Source organism: Sutterella sp. KLE1602, from assembly GCF_001578585.1.
Taxonomy (GTDB): Bacteria; Pseudomonadota; Gammaproteobacteria; order Burkholderiales; family Burkholderiaceae_F; genus Sutterella; species Sutterella wadsworthensis_A.
The window spans coordinates 17,809-34,139 of record NZ_KQ968482.1 but is presented as its reverse complement, the minus strand read 5'-3'; the positions used below and the strand labels follow the sequence as shown (position 1 = coordinate 34,139).

Sequence of the window (16,331 nt, the reverse complement as noted above, 5' to 3'; positions counted from 1 at the left end):
CATGGGCATCATGCGTTGGACATTGCTCGATCGCATGCGCAAGGCGCATTCTGGTTTGCCTGTTGAGAACACCTACGGCTATCTGACGAAGAACACGCGCATCACTCTGGGACTCCCCAAGACGCATTGCGTCGATGCCTACTGCATCGCGGGGAACCTCAAGGCCGTACGAAGAGGCGTCTGCCTCTATCAGCGACAGGTGCGCAAGCACAACCGTCAGATTCACAAGTGTACGGTGCTCTCGAAGACGCTTAAGGACGGCACGAAGATCGGATACCGAAAGCTCAATCAAACACCGCATCTGGTCAAGAACTTCAGGCTCTTCGACAAGGTGAGATGTCTTGGGCAAACCGGCTTCATCTTCGGGCGAAGATCGTCCGGCTACTTCGATGTCCGGAGGCTGGACGGCGTAAAGCTTTCTTCCGGCATCAGCTACAGGAAGCTCACGCTTCTCGAAAAGAGAAGCACCTATTTAACCGAACTTAGAAAGGAGGACGGCGCTTCCTCCCCTGTCTGAAGACAGAGGTTTCCGCGCCGAATTTCTATGAAGAAGCAGATCATGACGGTCGCCGCCCTCGGCGCCGCTCTTCTCGCCGCAGGCTGCACGACCAATGCCGACCGCCGCGCCGAGCAGTACGCCGAAGCAGGCGGCCAGATGGAGTACAACATCGGCGTCGTGAAGGCCGAACAGGAACGCATCCAGGCCGAGGAATACTACGCCGAACAGGCTCGCCAGAAGGCCGAAGCCCAGAAGCAGGCCGCCAAGGCGAAGGCCGACAAGGCCCGCGCCCAGGCGAACGCCAAGGCCAACGCCGCCAAGAAGGCCAAGCAGGACAAGCTTGATGCACTCGCCCTTCGCGAACGCGAGCTCAAGGTCCGCCTCGCCGAGCTGAAGGTCCAGGAGCGTGAAGCCCAGGTCGGCACGTCCGTTGCCGAAGAGGCCGTCCGCACCGAGAAAGCCCGTGAAAAAGTCGAACTCGAGCTTGAACGCACCCGCGCCGAAATCAAGAAGCTCGACCAATGAGCCCGGCCAAGGCCCTCAGGCCTGAAACCTTGAACAAGGCCCCGCAGGATTCGCTCCTGCAGGGCCTTTCGTTTGTTCAAGCCGTTGCCGAGGTCATTCGAACAGGCTGTCGACCTGCCTTGCCTGAGCCTCCCTCGCCTTCTTCTCCTCGAGAAGCGCGTCCCAGACGGCCTCCTCTTTCTTCACGCCGTCGATGCCGGCGAAGAATTCAAGGGTGCCCTCCTCGACGGTGCCGCCCGCGGCCTTGCGATAGGGCGTGAAGCGGATGACGGCAGGCCAGACGTTGCGCGCAGGCGCCTCGCCCGCCTCGAATTCGCCGGGCTTGCCCGTGAGCCTGTAGCGCTTTTCAAGCGCAGGCAGCACGGAGGAAAATCCCACGGCGTCGCCGCGGCTCTGCAGGAAGAGGCGCGTGAGCCTGCCGCTGTCGGCGGCAATCCACGCCAGCGACTGATATTCGCCCGGCACCCCGAAACAGGGACCGCTGAGCGCATAGGTCGAGGAGCCGTCCTTCGCATGGCTCGGCCCCAGGATGCGGCAGCGCTTGCCGTCGGCCTTCGCCTTGACGTCGGCCGCCGTCGAGATGCCGATCGAAAGTCCCGCAAAGCGCGGTGCGCGGTGAGCGGGATCGGCCTCGATCCAGGCGCGCGTCTCGCGGATCTGGCGCGCCGTCGCGCCGTACTCGACCGTGAAGTCGTCGCCCTTGACGGGGCCCACGGAGAGTTCTGCGGTCTTCGTGCGCCAGTAGTCGCGCCCGCCATCCGAAGTCCAGATGCCGTCGGGATTCATCGAGGGCGTCATCTCCCTGAGGGCCTCGAGCACGCGGGGACGCTCCTTCGCGGGAATCCTCAGGAAGACGTCTGAGAGAAGTCCGCCGTCCGTGTAGTAGACGAGAATGCTCGTGACGCCGAGATCGAAGTCCTGACCCGTGATGATGTGGCGTCTGCCGTAGCGTCCGTTGTCATAGAGGCGGGCATTCTTGCCGAAGACCTCCTCGACGTCCTTGAGGCTCGTCACGTAGGGCATGAAGTCCAGAAACGGCGGCACGATCGCAAGAGGCGACACCGCATCGGCCGTGCGCAGCTCGGCAACACCGTCCGCTCCGGACTCGTCCGCACTCCCCGCGCCGGCATCCTCGTTTTTTTCCTCAGACTTTGCGTCCGCCGCCCCGGTCTTGTCCCCGGCCGTTCCTTCAGCGACTTCCTGAGCCGCATCCGTACGAGCCTCTTCGGCCTTCTCCCCTTCGGGCGAGGCCTCCCCCGTCTCCGAGGCGGAGGCGAGGCCGTTCACCACGCTGTCGAGCGCGTCCTCCGACTCCGAGTCCGGAGCGGATGCGGGCGCAGCCACGGGGGCGGCGGTGGACGCCGCCTGAGCTGCGGCGGGCGCTTCGGCCGCGATGGCCGGCAGGGCCAGCGAGGCGATGGCAAGGGCAAGGAGCTTTTTGTTCTGCATGTCGAGACCAGTGTGGGCCGCAGGCTCTTGGGCGGGCGGCGCGTCTTCAATAACGAGTTCTATATTAGCGGGATTTTGACGCCGGAACACGGAGAGCGCGGCGAGTGGCCCTCTCGCCAAGAGGCTTTCAGCCGTCCATGCAATCCTCCCTGCATCACGCATCCCTCGGTCCCAGCCTGTCCCGCAGGCGCCCTCAGACTGCCTCAGCTTTATCACCGATACTGACCGTTACGTATTCCGATCGTTGCATCGGCTACAATGTGGCCGCTCTTCAATCCCGCCCGTCACCCGCCGACATGAAACGCCTTCTCCTCCCCGCCGTCCTTGCAACGATCCTTGCGGCCGGATGCGCCCAGAATTCGACGCCCGCTCCGTACGGATCCTGCGCCACGCAGCCCTCCAAGCCCCAGGCCGTGCGCACGTCGGCGGCGCCCGAACTCAAGGCGAAGGCTCAGGCTGCGGCCGATGACGCAGGCAAGCCCGCCTCCTGCATCGTGGCGGCCCCGCTCTTTCGCCCAGACTTCCGCGCAGGCGTGAGGTTCGACGAAACGCAGCGCATGAGGTTCTCCTTCTCGAAGGAGGCCGTGAGCGAAGGCGCCCCCGAACAGATTCCCGACTTCTCCGCCTCGATCATCGTCAAGGGCGACTCGATCAGCGCATCCCTCTCCGCGCTAAACACGCCCTTCTGGCGCATCAGCGCAACGCCCTCGACGACGGCCGAGTCCCGCCATCCGCTCCTTTCCTCAAGATTCCGCGCCAAGGACCTCATCAGGGACCTCACCTTCATGTACTGGCCCGTGGACTCGATCAGGGCCTCCCTCGCCAAGACCTGCCCCGACTGCACGCTCTCCGTCTCGGGTTCGACCCGCACACTCGCCCGAAGCGGCCAGCGCGTGCTCGAATCGAGCACCCGGGGCGACGCCACGGTTCTAAGGAACTACCCTGAGGGATACGAGCTCTCCATCGAGCCCGAAAGCGCCCGATAATCGAGGTCAAATCACGCAAAACGCCACGGCCGCAGTCATCCGCGGCCGTTTTTGCATGTCTTCGAACCTCCTCCTGCGCACGTCAGAATGTGACACGATTCAGGGAAACGTCATCAATGCGTCATGGCATCGTCATGAAAAATGGCACACAATATAAGAATCGACATTCGTTGTGCTGCTAGACAAGGACAATAGAGACATGACTGATTCCAAGAACCCCCAGCCCGAAGCCTCCGCCGCGACCGAAGCTGCCCCTCAGCAGGCCGCGCAGGCCGAAGCCGCGGGCAAGCCCGCCCGCCGCACGACCGCACGACGCACCGCCAGAAAGACGGCCGAAAAGACCGTTGAAAAGTCCGTTGAGAAAGCCGGGGCTCCCGTCGCCCCCAAGATCGTCGACGTTGACGATCCGTCCCTCTACATCAACCGCGAGATCAGCTGGATCGAATTCGACCGCAAGGTGCTCGAGACGGCCGCCGATCCGACGGTGCCGCTGTTGCAGCGCGTTCAGTTCCTCGCAATCTTCTTCAACAACCTCGATGAGTTCTACATGGTTCGCGTGATGAACCTGCAGCGTCAGGCCCGCATGGGTGCGGAGCCCACGGGCGCCGACAGGATGCCGCCCGCCCGCCAGCTCACCGAGATCCGCCGCAAGGTCACCGAAATGCTCGAGGTCGCCGAAGACCTCTGGCTCAAGACCCTCAAGCCCGCCCTCGAGAAGAAGGACATCAAGTTCGGCCGCTACTCGCAGCTCTCTCCGAAGCGCCGCAGCGCGCTTGACCGCTACTTCGACCGCCAGATCTTCCCGATCCTCACGCCGCAGGCCGTCGACGCGGGCCATCCCTTCCCGATGATCTCGAACACGAGCATCAACTTCGTGGTCGAACTCGAAGGCGTGCACGCCGACGAGCCGGGCAAGGTCCGCTTCGGCCGCGTGAAGTGCCCGAACAACGTCCCGCGCTTCCTCTTCCTGCCCGAAGACGCCGACGAGACGACGGTGCTTGACGTGCGCTCGCGCGAAGGCACGATCATCATGGTCGAGGACCTCATCATGCAGCGCATGGAGAAGCTCTTCCCGGGCTACCGCGTGCGCTCCCAGGGCCTCTTCCGCATCACCCGCAACACCGACGGCGAAATCGAGGAGGACGAGGCCGACGACCTGCTCGCGGCCGTGCGCGACTACGTCGAGCAGCGCCGCTTCGGCTCCATCGTGCGCCTCGAGCTCGAGCGCGGCATGCCGCAGTGTCTGCAGGACTTCCTCGTCAAGCATCTCGGCACGCGCCCCTATCAGGTGTTCAAGTCCAGAATGCCGCTCGCCTTCAGCGAGTTCATGGGCCTCGGCGGCATCGACCGCCCCGCGCTCAAGTACCCGCCCTTCCACCCGACGCTTCCCGAAGCGCTCGAGCCTGAAACCGACACGTTCGCCGCGATCCGCAAGCGCGACCTGATGTTCTACCACCCGTACGAAACCTTCGGCGGCGTGCTCAACTTCCTGCAGAAGGCCGCGACCGATCCGAACGTCGTCGCCATCAAGCAGACGCTCTACCGCTGCGGCAGCGACTCGCCCGTGGTGAGGAGCCTCCTTGAGGCCCGCCGTCTCGGCAAGCAGGTCACGGCCGTCGTGGAGCTCAAGGCCCGCTTCGACGAAGAGCAGAACATCAACTGGGCCGAGGAACTCGAAGCCGCCGGCGTCAACGTCGTCTACGGCTTCGCCGGCCTCAAGATCCACGCCAAGCTCTGCCTCGTCGTGCGCCGCGAACCCGAGGGCCTGCGCCGCTACGTGCACGTGGGCACCGGCAACTACAACGCCGGCTCCGCCAAGATCTACACCGACCTCGGCATCCTCACGGCCGACGACGCAATCTGCGACGACGTCCAGGACCTCTTCAACGTGATGACGGGCTGCGGCATCATCGACGAATACCGCAAGCTCTTCGTCTCCCCGAAGGGCACGCGTCCGAACATCGTCCGCCTCATCGAGGAAGAGGTCGCGCTGCACAAGAAGCACGGCGGCGGCCACATCATCCTCAAGTGCAACCAGCTCGTCGACCCGGGCATCGTGCGCGAGCTCTACAAGGCCAGTCAGGCCGGCGTGCGCATCGAATGCATCGTGCGCGGCATCTGCTCGATCCGTCCGGGCATCCCCGGCGTCTCCGAGACGATCACCGTCCGCTCGATCGTCGGCCGCCTGCTCGAGCACGCCCGCATCTACTACTTCCGCCATGCGGGCAACGAGAAGATGTACGTGGGCAGCGCCGACCTGATGCCGCGAAACCTCAACGGCCGCATCGAAGTCCTCGCACCAGTCACGGATCCCGACATCCGCGCCAACGTGCTTGACCAGATCGTCCGTCCGCAGCTCGCCGACAACATCCACGCCTGGGAACTCCAGGCCGACGGCAGCTACGTCAAGCAGCATCCCGCCGAGGGCGAGGCCGTCTACGACTCCCAGGAAGAGATCGGCCGAGTCCTCAACCTGATGAAGCGCCGCAAGTGATCCGCGCGCCTCATCCCGTCAGGCCTGTGATCTGAACCCGAAGCCCGCGGTCTCCTGCCGCGGGCTTCGCCGCATATCCCCCATCGGGTGCGGCCTCACTTCACGTTTTCGGACTCGTTCGACGGACTTCTTCTTTAGTACAATCTAAACCCGTTGAAAATGTAGAAACGCTCTGCTCCCGCAGAGCCTCAATCGCATGAAGTACCTGATTGTCGATGATCACGCGCTCGTGAGGAGCGCCCTTTCCATGATGCTTCTCGACCGGGATCCGTCGGCCGAAGTGCTGACGGCCGGCGACGTGCCCACAACCCTTGAGCTCATCGGGCGTGAAGGCGAGACCGCCGACCTGCTCATTCTCGACCTGAACCTGCCCGGCGTCGAAGGCACGGAGCTGATGGAGGAAATCGTCCGCCGCCAGCCCATGCTCAAGATCCTCGTCCTTTCGGGCCTCACCGACCGCGGCCGCATCATGCGCGTACTGCAGCTCGGCGCAGCGGGCTTCGTGCCGAAATCCCTCGACACCGACATGCTCACGAACGCCATTGAGTTCGTCCTCAGGGGCGGCGTCTTCATTCCGTCCAAGCTGCTCGCCGAAAGCCAGCGCGAGGGCTTCTTCTCCGAAACCGCCCGCTCGCTCCCGCACCTCTCGAGCAACGCCCCCAAGCTCACCGACCGCCAGAAGGACGTGCTGATGCTTCTCGCCAAGGGCGCGCCCATCAAGCGCATCTGCCTCGAGCTCAACCTCTCCGAGGGCACCGTGAAGACCCACGTCGCCGCCATCTACCGCATCTTCGGCGCAAGCAACCGAACCGAGGCCCTTCTTGCAGCCCGCCGCGCGGGCTACAGCATCGAGATCTGACGATCCCGCCGCACAAGCCCTGAGGCCCCGCAGGACGAGAGTCCCGCGGGGCCTCTTCGTCTGCGTCTCCCCTTCCTTCTCCTTTTGCGTCTCCGCCTCTCCGCTTCCCTTCCCGCGCAGGCTCCTCCACGAATTGTGGGTTTTTCACAACACTACTCCTCGCATGTCCGCGCTACGACACTTGTCCTAAAAACCCGACATTCTTCCTCATCCGTTCGCACTAGTTCCAAAAACAGCACGCCGTTCCCCGTCCGTCCGCAACCGCCTGCAGCAGAACGAAACTTGAAGAACACACCCGGAAGTGCGCTTTTCCCTCGTCCTGAATTCCGCCTCACCTCAGACATTTGTAACCGCCGCACGAAGTTGAGCGAACGCGTCCTGAAAGCGGATACATTGAATCGACCAAGCGGTGCACTTCCGCATCCCCCACTCATACGGAGAACACACATGTTCAAGAAGTCTTTCGCCGCGCTTGCCGTCCTCGGCTTCTGCGCCTCCTATGCCAACGCCTCCAGCGTCATCCTCTACGGTGTCGTTGACGAAGCCCTCGTCTTCACGCACGAAAAGTTCGACGTAACGGGTGAAGAAGGCACGAAGACCAACACCTTCGGTCTCGAAAGCGGTCTCAACGCTCCGTCCCGCTTCGGTCTTCGCGGCGTCGAAGACCTCGGCAACGGCCTTCAGGTGAGCTTCGTCGCCGAAAACAGCTTCAGCGCCGACGACGGCTCCCTCGGCATGGGCCGCCTCTTCGGCCGCGAACTCTCCGCCACGGTCTCCGGCGACTTCGGCCGCGTGTCCCTCGGCCGCATGGGCGGCGTCGGCTCCTCCGCCGGCTCCTATGACCTCGTGTACGCCTATGGCGACGCCTTTGACGGCGGCGACAACAACATCTTCGGTCTTGCCGCCTCCAGCCGCTACGACAACATGGTGACCTACCAGACGCCCGACTTCGCCGGCGTCAAGGCCACGGTCCAGTACTCCTTCAACGAAGACTCCGTAAACGACAAGGACCGCGAAGGCTCCTCCGCCGTGAACCGCTACGCGTCCGCCGCCCTCACGGGTGACTTCGGCGCCCTCCAGACGGTTCTCGCCTACGAATTCCAGAACTACCAGTCCTTCGGCACGGACGTCAACCCCAGCGTTGAAGACGGCCACACCGTCTACCTCGGCGGCAACTACGACTTCGGCGTCACCCGCCTCTTCGCGATGGCCCAGTACTTCAAGGGCCTGAGCGCCACTCAGCTCACGGCGATCGCCGATGAGACGAGGGCTGAAACCGCCGACAACATGTGGAGCGACGGCGCCAAGGGCTACGGCCTGCACCTCGGCACGGTCACGCCGGTCTTCGGCGGCGATTTCACGGCCGGTCTTTACTTCGTCGACGCCAAGTTCCAAAACGGCGCCAACGCTGCCAATCAAAACGATGCCGACCTTTCCTACTACGGTGCCGCCCTTCGTTATGGCTACCCGCTCTCCAAGCGAACGACCGTCTACACGGGCGTGGGCTACGGCGTGTCCAAGCTTGAGTTCAACAACAACGGTCAGGATGTGGAAGCCAAGAACCAGGTCGGTCAGGCCTACCTCGGCCTGACCCACATGTTCTGATCCTAATTCGACTTGAGTCCCGCTCCGGCGGGACTCAACACGGAACCAGACAAAAGGCCTGCCGTCCCATCACGGGGCGGCAGGCCTTTTTTGCGCATTCCGAGGGTACGGCTTATTTTTCGCGGTCCTTCGAGCGGAACTCGAGGCCCTCCTGAAGCGAGACGGCGTGCTCGTTGAGAAGCTCGCTCGCGTCCTTCGCGCCCTCGCCGGCGGCGCCGAGGATTTCGGCGGCCTGACGGGTGGTTTCTTCAGGCATCTTCACGATGCGCTCGTGGATGTGCTCCTTCGTGCGGTCGACGACGCCCTTGGCCTCGTCGCTCAACTCGATCGTCTTGTCGGCGACCTTCGAGACGGCATTGGTGCCCGCCTCGCGGGCGGCCTCGATGTCCTCCTTGCTGCAGCCTGCGATGCAGGCGGCGACGGCGGCCGTCATGACGAGTAGCATGCTCTTCCTGATCATGGATCGATCCATTTCCTCAAGTGTCCTGTGGATTGAAGGCCGGCCCGCCGCGGCGGGCCGGCCGTGTCACGACAGTATATCGGCTCGCACCGCAAGCGCCTGCGCCGCAGAGGCTCTCAGCTCAAAAAAACTTGCAAGCGGATGTATGCGGAGCCTTCATCGGGCCATCACGTCGAGAATGCCCGCGAGCTGCTCGTCGTACCAAGGATTGAAGGTGAGCTTCGCGCAGTTGCGCCCGTCGCCCGGCTGATGGCGCTCGCCCGAATACCAGATCTCGGCGCCTTCCTCGCAGGCCTTGGATTCGGCCTTCGACTGACCGTTCCAGCAGAGGCGCTCCGCCCCCGATTCGCCGTACATGGGATTGTCGGGACGATACGTCATGGACATGTGCGAGAAGCTCGCGATGCGCTTCTCGGGCACCGCTTCGGGCAGGATGCGCACGTGCGCCGAAAGTCCCCTTGCGAACCTCTCCTCGCCGTACCAGAAGATGCGGGTCCTCGGATTCGGGAAGGCGCGATCGAACCTCGCGAGCAGGTCCTCCGTCTCGACGAGTCCGTCGTGCTCCGCGAGCATCACGGCCGCCGGACCGCTCCAGGGCTTCTTCTCAAGGCGCTCAAGCACGTCGTCCGCCCGCACCATCGTGTCGTGGAAGGCCGCAAAGCCCTTCATCGGCACCACGAAGTACTGGAACGGATTGCGCCCGCCGTTGGGACGGCTCTCAGGCGTCACGAGCCAGTCCCTGAAGTTCGAGACGAAGGACGCCGCCCAAGCGAACGGCGGCCTCACCTCGACCGCGGGCGAGAAGAGCACAAAGCCCTTCGTCCTGCCGGGGTTCGCGTCAGCGTAGTCGAGCACAAGGTTGCACCCCGTCGAATAGCCGCCGAGCCACATCTCGTCGACCTCCCTCGAAAGGATGTCGGCCTGCTCCTGCACGACGCGCCGCCAGTCGTCCGCCGTCGCGGGCATCATGTCGGCGGGCTGCGTGCCGCAGCCGGGCAGAAGCACCGTCCTCACCAGAATGCCGTTCGCCGCAAGCGACTGCGCAATGTCGGAGAAGGACCAGGGCGAGTCGCCGAGCCCGTGCACGAGCAGGATCCCGCGCCCGTCGGAATGCTCGGGGCGGTACTCCTTCGGCAGGTTCGCCTCGAGCTCCATCTTCCTGCCCTCGTCCGTGTCGAGCACGAAGCTGCGGTTGGCGCCGATCCACGCCTTTGCGTCGGCCGCATACTGCGCGAAGCTCGTCTGGCCGAGCGGCATAACGTGCCTCTGCGCGTCCTCGAGCGACGGTGCGGCACAGCTCGTGACGGAAAGCAGAATCGAGGCGGCGAGGATTCCGGAACGGACGAACATGAAGGACTCCTGAAAACGGGTGGGTGAGGACACTTTCTCACGTTCAGCCTGAAACCTCAAGTGCACGCCAGACCCCTGCACGCGCATGTGCCGCAGCGGGTCTGCGACGCCGCACGCCCGCCCCGTCCTCGACACGCTCCTCAACGTGCGCAGACGTCCTCAAAAAATCCTCGACCCGGCGCGCCTTAATCGGTACAATGCGGGGTTTGCTTTTTTTCAACCAACACCAAGAAAGATATCCAACCAGAGACGCCATTATGAAAACGATCGAAAAGCCGAAGATGACCTGTCTGCAGCTCACGATGGCCGTGATGCTCAACATGCTCGGATCCTCCATCATCCTGATGCCGACGAAGCTCGCTGAAGTCGGCACGATGTCCATCCTGGCCTGGCTCGTCACCATCAGCGGTGCGACCACCATTGCCTACGTCTTTGCCAAATGCGGCATGTTCAGCAAGAAGAGCGGCGGCATCGGCGGCTACGCCGCCTATGCCTTCGGCAAGTCCGGAAGCTTCATTGCGAACTTCAGCTACGGCGTCTCGCTCATCATTGCGAACCTCACAATCGCCATTTCGATCGTCGGCTATCTGATGGTGCTCTTCGAGTGGAACCTCACCCCGCTCGAAATGGGTATTGCAAGCATCATCGTGATCTGGCTCTGCTCGCTGCCCAACATCCGCGGCGCGCGCTTCATCGGCCAGCTCTCGCACTTCTCGAGCTACGGCATCCTGATTCCGATCCTGATCCTCACCGTGATCGGCTGGAACTGGTTCTCGGTCGACCGCTACATCGGCGCCTGGAACCCGCAGAACCTCTCGCTCTTCGACGGCATCTCCGCAGGCATCTCCATGACGCTCTGGGGCTTCCTCGGCCTTGAGACCGCCAGCGCGAACTCCGAGGCCGTGGAGGATCCCGAAAAGTCGGTCCCGCGCGCCATGGTGCTCGCCACGCTCGGCGCCGGCACCGTCTACGTGCTCGCCAACAACATCAGCTTCGGCATCGTCGACAACGAGCTCCTCTCGCACTCGACCGCACCCTTCGGCCTCGTCTTCGCCACGATGTTCAGCCCCGAAATCGGCAAGTTCGTCATGGCCCTGATGGCGCTCGCCTGCGCGGGCTGCCTCACGAGCTGGCAGTTCACGATCGCCGAGGTCTTCCGCGTCTCCGCCCGCGAGGAATACTTCCCGAAGCTCTTCGCCAAGGTCACCCGCCTCAACGTGCCCGTGATCGGCATGGTCGTGATACTGCTCCTGCAGTCCCTAGCCGCGCTCCTCACGATCGACCCGCGCCTCGAGCAGCAGTTCTACATCCTGAAGGACCTCGCCGTCGTGACGAACCTCGTCCCGTACCTGCTCGCCTTCGCCGCCGCCAACGTCATCGTGCACCGCGAGCCCGCAGACCCGAAGACTGCCTCTCGCATCACCATCGTCGCAACCATCGCCTCGGTCTACTCGCTCTACGCGCTTTACGCCTGCGGCGAGAGCGCCATGATGTGGGGCGCCCTCACGACCTTCGCGGGCATCTGGCTCTACGGCTTTGCCGCAAAGTCCCTTGAGATCAAGGGCCGCCTGCGCGGCGAAGAATAAGCCTCACCGCCTTCGGGTCCATCCCGCAACCGTCAATGCAACTCGGGCGTGTCTCCCTTCGGAGACACGCCCGAGTTCTTTTCCGCCTCTTTGGCATCCCTTCATCAGAACGCCGCGTTCTCGGCCATCGGCCTCACGCGCATGATCGCCTCATTGAGGCTCTTTGCGTCAGCGGGCTTCTGAAGGATGTGCGGCAGCGACGAGGGCACCACGCGGCCCCTCTCGCGGCGCTTCCTGTACTCGCCCTCGATCAGGTCGACCGCAACGGCCGTGAGCATCACGGTGGGCACGGGGCGCTTCATGTGCGCCTCGATCATGCCCGCCGCCTCGAGTCCCGTGGGCTTCTCGGCCCCGAGGTTGTAGTCGCTCACGAGCGCGATCACATTTTCGGTCTCAGCGGCGAGCCTGTAGAACTCCTCGCAGGGCTCGCCCGCATCGATCACCTCGGCTCCCCAGCTCTCGAGCATGCTCTTGAGGGCATCGCGCACGAAGCGATTGTCCTCGAGAAGCAGGATCCTGCCCTTGAGGGCCCTGATCTCGCCGCCGATCGGCACGGCCTTCTCGAAGCGGTCGGCCTGCTCGGACTCGTCGATGCTGAAGGCGAGACGGAAGACGCTGCCTCGGCCCGGCTTCGAGCCGAGCGTAAGCTCAAGCCCGAGCTGTCTTGCGATGCCGCGCACGATCGAGAGCCCCAGGCCATAGCCCGAGCCCGGCGCCGCACGGCCCGCAGCTCCGCGATAGAAGGTGCCGAAGATGCGGCTCCTGTCCTCGGCCGAGATGCCGGGACCGCAGTCGTAGACGCCGATCACGAGGCGGCTCTCCACCCGTCGCGCGCCGAGCACGATCTCGGGCACGCGGGCCTTCGCGGGATCGGAGTACGCGACAGCGTTGCTCACCAGATTCTTGAGGGCGCGCTTGACCATCGTGACGTCCGTAAGGATCGTCACGGGAGGCGCCGAGACGCGAAGCCTCAGGCCCTTCTTTTCCGCGATCGGACGGCACTCCTCGGCGAGCTCCTCGAGAAGCTCGCGCACGCTTGCATGCTCGGGATGGAGCTCCATCTGCCCGAACTCCATGCGCGTGACGGTGAGAACCTGCTCGACCAGGGTCGAGATGGCCGAAATCGAGAGCGCAAGCTGCTTGACGACGGGCACGGTCTGAGGCGTCGCCCTGCGTCCGAGAATGTCGATGTAGATCCCCATGGCCTGAAGCGGCTGGCGGATGTCGTGATTGGCGGCCGCAAAGAACTTCGAGCGGCGCTCGCTCTCCTCCTCGGTCTGCCTGCGCGCCTTCTCCGCGCGCGCGATCTCGATCCTGAGGCGCTCGACGAGACGCTCATTCTGGGCGGCCGTGATGATCGAGTTGACGACCATTTCGTTGAGCTTCCTGCCCGAATAGAGAATGAAGACCGTCGTGACGAGAATGATGAGCGCAATGAGGGTCTGGCTCACGCCGAACTGCACGGCGCCCGCCACGATGACGGGCGTGAGCGAGCAGAGCGTGAAGGCCGAGAGCGACGGCAGCCAGCAGGAGTAGACGGGCCAGCTTGCGAACGTCACGGCCACGATGGTCGCGACCGTGATCATCTGGTGCGCCCCCTGGAAGGGGACCATCAGCGTGGGCCCCGCTACGCCCCAGATGATGCCTGCCGAGACGGCGAGCGCCGTCCAACGGCGGATCCACTTGCGAATGTTGGCCTCGCGGTTCGCGTCACGCCAGAAAAGACGCACGTAGCGAAGCGACAGCCAGATCTGAATGAGGCCGTAGCAGAACCACACGGTGAGAAACACCTCGCTCACGCCGCTCTGCCAGTAGACGGCCGTGAGCGACGCCATGCCCGTGAACTGTGCCGTGAGGGCAACGGGAAAGAGCTTGAGGCTCGAGAGAATGAGCTTGGCGAGCGTGCCCGCCGTGATGTGGTGCACCGTGCTCGTCATGAAGAAGGCGCGCAGAAAGCGCCAGGTCTGCTCGCGGATCGGAAAGAAGTTCATGGCGCGGCCTCCAGCGACACCCGTCCCTCATGCGACGAAAGCCTCACCCGCATCCCGACGGGAAGCGAGAGCTTCCTGTGAAGGTGCCCGAAGGGACAGCCCGTCACGAAGGGAAGCCCCGTGCGAGCCCGCATGAAGTCGAGCGCATGCGAGAGCCTGAAGTCGCCTTCCCAGCCTGCGGGCCTGTCCGCGCCCTGCAGGTCGCAGACGACGACCGCCTGCTGACGCCTCAGGATCCCCGCCATGTCGAGCGTGAGCAGCATGCGCTCGATCCTGTAGGCGGGCTCGGCCACGTCCTCGATGAAGAGAATGCCGTTTTCAACCTGAGGCATCCAGGGTGTGCCCGCCAGCGAGGCGATCATCGCCAGATTGCCACCCCAGAGGACGCCCTCGGCATCTGCATCGTCCGTGTCGTCCGACTGCCACGTCGATGCGAAGGGCCTGCGACCGACGACGGCCAGAAGCCCCTCGATCGTGAGGGGATCAGGATCAATCAAGTCCCTGAGCGTCGGGCCCTGCCAGCTTGTGCGGCCCGTCCTTGCCAGAAGCGCGAGCTCGAAGGCCGTCACGTCCGAAAAGCCGACGAAGGGCGTAGACGCGGCACCGATCCGCTCCCAGTCGAGCATGTCGAGAATGCGTCCGCACCCATAGCCGCCGCGCATCGCCATGACGAGATCCGCATCGAGCTCTGTGAGCGCACAGGTCAGATCCCCGGCCCTGACGGCGTCGGGACCTGCAAAGCGCGCCTCCTCGAGATACGTGCCCTCAAGTTCGCGCACGCGAAAGCCGAGCGCTTCGGCGGCCGAGAACGCCCGGCGCCTGAGCGCCCAGTCAATGCCGCCCTCGTTCGTCACCCACTGTCGCGACGGCGCCGCGACGGCAAGCGCCAGTCCCTCGAAGGGCCTTGCGGAATCGGTCATCGGACTTCTCCTTCGCCTTCCCTTTCGTTTTCCTTCGCGCCGCGGCGCGCGGCGAAGAAATCGGCGAGCAGCGTCTTTGCCTCCTGCGCCATGACGCCGCGCCTCACCCACGGGCGGTGGTTGACGCCCGGCAGCTCGAAGAGCGAGAGTGCGCCGCCCACGGCGCCCATGCGCTCGTCAGTCGCGCCGAAGACGATGCGGCCGGGTCTTGCCTGCACGATCGCGCCCGCGCACATCGGGCAGGGCTCGAGCGTGACGTAGAGCGTCGTCTCGGCAAGCCTGTGGTTCTTCATGACGCGGGCGCCCTCGCGCAGCACGAGCATTTCGGCGTGCGCCGTCGGATCGCCGTTGCGAAGCGTGCGGTTGCCCGCACACGCGATGATCCTGCCGTCCGCAACAAGCACGGCGCCCACGGGCACCTCGCCCGCCTGCGCGGCGGCCCTCGCCTCGGCGAGCGCCTCGGTCATGAAGCGGCGGTCGGCCTCGTCGTCGACGGGCGGCTCTCCGCTGTTGACAGCGCGGTTCTTCGCCTGCAGCGCCTCGCGCGTTCGGGCGCGTCGTGCGGCAAGGATCGCCGCGGCGGTCTCGAGCTCGTCGGTGAGCCTTGCGGCCGTCACGTTCGGGCGCGGCGCGAGTCCGTTGGCAAAGCCTTCGAACGTCTTCTCAAGAAGGCCCGACTCAAGGGCGGCGGCAACAAGTCCCTCGGGCGTTTCGTTCATCCAGGCGCCGGGCCCCGCAAGAAAGCGCTCTGCGGATGCGCGAACCGCCGCCTCATCCGCCGCCTTCGGCAGAAAGAGGAGCCACGCGCCCGTGACGATGCGCAGATTGTCGGAGGAGGCCTTCGCGAGGCTCGCGATCGTGCTGCCCCTGCGGATGGAGAGCGCGCTGAACGCCTCGATGTCGGCGATGGAATAGTCCCTGACGATGAGAGAGTACATCTTCGTTCTCACCTTTTTTCGTGTCGAATATTGACGGGAAAGCGCCCGCTGAGGAGCGCGCGCGTAGAATGTTCCCGATTTGAAGAAAGTCCGTTTGGAACCTCATCACAAGGATTCATGATCGTGAAGAACAAGCTTGTTGCGGGCGCCCTGGCGCTCTCCCTTTTTGCGACTCCCATTGTAGCGGTTCAGGCCGCCTCCACTTCGGACACAAGCGAAGCGCTTGCCGAGTGTCTCTACAAGCACGCCACCGCGAGCGACAAGCAGGTCCTCGTGCAGTGGGCCTACGTCACGCTCTCGAAGACCTCCGCCGCCAAGCAGATCCAGACGATTCCGTCGGCCAAGGTGAAGAACATCGAGTCGAGCGCCCAGAAGGCGCTGACGAACCTCGTCGTCGGCCGCTGCTCCTCGCCCGCCGTCAAGGTCCTCATGAAGAATCCCAAGAACGGCCTGCAGGAGACCATGACGCTGCTCGCGGGCAAGCTCGTCAACGCCGAAATCGAGCGCCGCGCCTCGCCCATCCTCTCGCTCACGATGACCGACCTGATGGGCCTCAGGAAGTAGGCCCCGGTCCCGCACATCGAGAAAAACGGCGAAAAGTCCGTCCTCCCGGCGGGCTTTTCCGCATTGACGAACGGGCGTCGACGCCCAATACTTGATTATTTCCGC

13 protein-coding genes and 1 pseudogene are annotated in these 16,331 nt (G+C 64.1%); 8 read left to right on the top strand and 6 right to left on the bottom strand.

The genetic code is table 11. The features are described 5' to 3' along the window. Nucleotides 1–517: pseudogene (locus HMPREF3036_RS00245) on the top strand (hypothetical protein); the annotation flags it as partial. 27 nt (nucleotides 518–544) lie between these two features. Next, on the top strand, nucleotides 545–1,024 hold the full coding sequence (locus HMPREF3036_RS00240; RefSeq protein ID WP_005434793.1) for a hypothetical protein: 480 nt from the start codon (nucleotides 545–547) through the stop codon (nucleotides 1,022–1,024). A gap of 93 nt (nucleotides 1,025–1,117) precedes the next feature. On the opposite strand, the gene HMPREF3036_RS00235 is transcribed toward HMPREF3036_RS00240, so the two are convergent. Continuing rightward, a complete protein-coding gene (locus tag HMPREF3036_RS00235) occupies nucleotides 1,118–2,473 on the bottom strand; it encodes a hypothetical protein (protein WP_062330681.1) in 1,356 nt (451 codons plus the stop codon). Between the two features lie 296 nt (nucleotides 2,474–2,769). Between HMPREF3036_RS00235 and HMPREF3036_RS00230 the strand changes: the two genes are divergently transcribed. The 4 genes from HMPREF3036_RS00230 to HMPREF3036_RS00215 all read left to right on the top strand — a co-directional run bounded on the left by HMPREF3036_RS00230 (nucleotide 2,770) and on the right by HMPREF3036_RS00215 (nucleotide 8,417). Next, the gene (locus HMPREF3036_RS00230; protein ID WP_062330677.1) at nucleotides 2,770–3,459 is read left to right on the top strand and encodes a DUF3261 domain-containing protein; all 690 of its coding nucleotides are present in this window, start codon (nucleotides 2,770–2,772) and stop codon (nucleotides 3,457–3,459) included. A 199-nt stretch (nucleotides 3,460–3,658) separates the two neighbouring features. Further along, nucleotides 3,659–5,953, top strand: a complete 2,295-nt coding sequence (ppk1, locus tag HMPREF3036_RS00225; RefSeq protein ID WP_005434799.1) for a polyphosphate kinase 1 — start codon at nucleotides 3,659–3,661, stop codon at nucleotides 5,951–5,953. 196 nt (nucleotides 5,954–6,149) lie between these two features. After that, the gene (locus tag HMPREF3036_RS00220) at nucleotides 6,150–6,812 is read left to right on the top strand and encodes a response regulator transcription factor (protein ID WP_038006597.1); all 663 of its coding nucleotides are present in this window, start codon (nucleotides 6,150–6,152) and stop codon (nucleotides 6,810–6,812) included. A gap of 447 nt (nucleotides 6,813–7,259) precedes the next feature. Then, complete coding sequence (locus HMPREF3036_RS00215; protein WP_062330674.1) at nucleotides 7,260–8,417, top strand: porin; 1,158 nt, start codon at nucleotides 7,260–7,262, stop codon at nucleotides 8,415–8,417. A gap of 112 nt (nucleotides 8,418–8,529) precedes the next feature. Here the strand turns inward: HMPREF3036_RS00215 and HMPREF3036_RS00210 are convergent, their stop codons facing one another. Both HMPREF3036_RS00210 and HMPREF3036_RS00205 read right to left on the bottom strand, forming a co-directional pair. Then, nucleotides 8,530–8,889: a hypothetical protein gene (locus tag HMPREF3036_RS00210; protein ID WP_062330671.1), complete on the bottom strand. Its 360-nt coding sequence runs from the start codon at nucleotides 8,887–8,889 to the stop codon at nucleotides 8,530–8,532. Between the two features lie 144 nt (nucleotides 8,890–9,033). Then, nucleotides 9,034–10,227: an alpha/beta hydrolase gene (locus HMPREF3036_RS00205; RefSeq protein WP_005434808.1), complete on the bottom strand. Its 1,194-nt coding sequence runs from the start codon at nucleotides 10,225–10,227 to the stop codon at nucleotides 9,034–9,036. A gap of 257 nt (nucleotides 10,228–10,484) precedes the next feature. On the opposite strand from HMPREF3036_RS00205, the gene potE reads away from it, so the two are divergent. Further along, on the top strand, nucleotides 10,485–11,813 hold the full coding sequence (gene potE, locus HMPREF3036_RS00200) for a putrescine-ornithine antiporter (RefSeq protein WP_005434810.1): 1,329 nt from the start codon (nucleotides 10,485–10,487) through the stop codon (nucleotides 11,811–11,813). Between the two features lie 104 nt (nucleotides 11,814–11,917). Here potE and HMPREF3036_RS00195 read toward each other — a convergent pair whose 3' ends face one another. From HMPREF3036_RS00195 to tadA, 3 genes are read right to left on the bottom strand one after another with little or no spacing between them, the layout of a single operon-like run. Further along, the gene (locus tag HMPREF3036_RS00195) at nucleotides 11,918–13,804 is read right to left on the bottom strand and encodes a hybrid sensor histidine kinase/response regulator (protein WP_062330667.1); all 1,887 of its coding nucleotides are present in this window, start codon (nucleotides 13,802–13,804) and stop codon (nucleotides 11,918–11,920) included. Continuing rightward, on the bottom strand, nucleotides 13,801–14,724 hold the full coding sequence (locus HMPREF3036_RS00190) for a S66 peptidase family protein (protein WP_062330664.1): 924 nt from the start codon (nucleotides 14,722–14,724) through the stop codon (nucleotides 13,801–13,803). The genes HMPREF3036_RS00195 and HMPREF3036_RS00190 overlap by 4 nt, the downstream gene beginning before the upstream one ends. After that, entirely contained in the window at nucleotides 14,721–15,662 is a 942-nt protein-coding gene (tadA, locus tag HMPREF3036_RS00185) for a tRNA adenosine(34) deaminase TadA (RefSeq protein WP_062330661.1), read from the bottom strand. Before tadA ends, HMPREF3036_RS00190 begins: the two co-directional genes overlap by 4 nt. Nucleotides 15,663–15,785: 123 nt before the next feature. On the opposite strand from tadA, the gene HMPREF3036_RS00180 reads away from it, so the two are divergent. Next, nucleotides 15,786–16,226 (top strand): hypothetical protein, encoded by a 441-nt coding sequence (locus HMPREF3036_RS00180; RefSeq protein WP_005434819.1) that lies wholly within the window; start codon nucleotides 15,786–15,788, stop codon nucleotides 16,224–16,226. The last annotated feature ends 105 nt before the right edge of the window (nucleotides 16,227–16,331 follow it).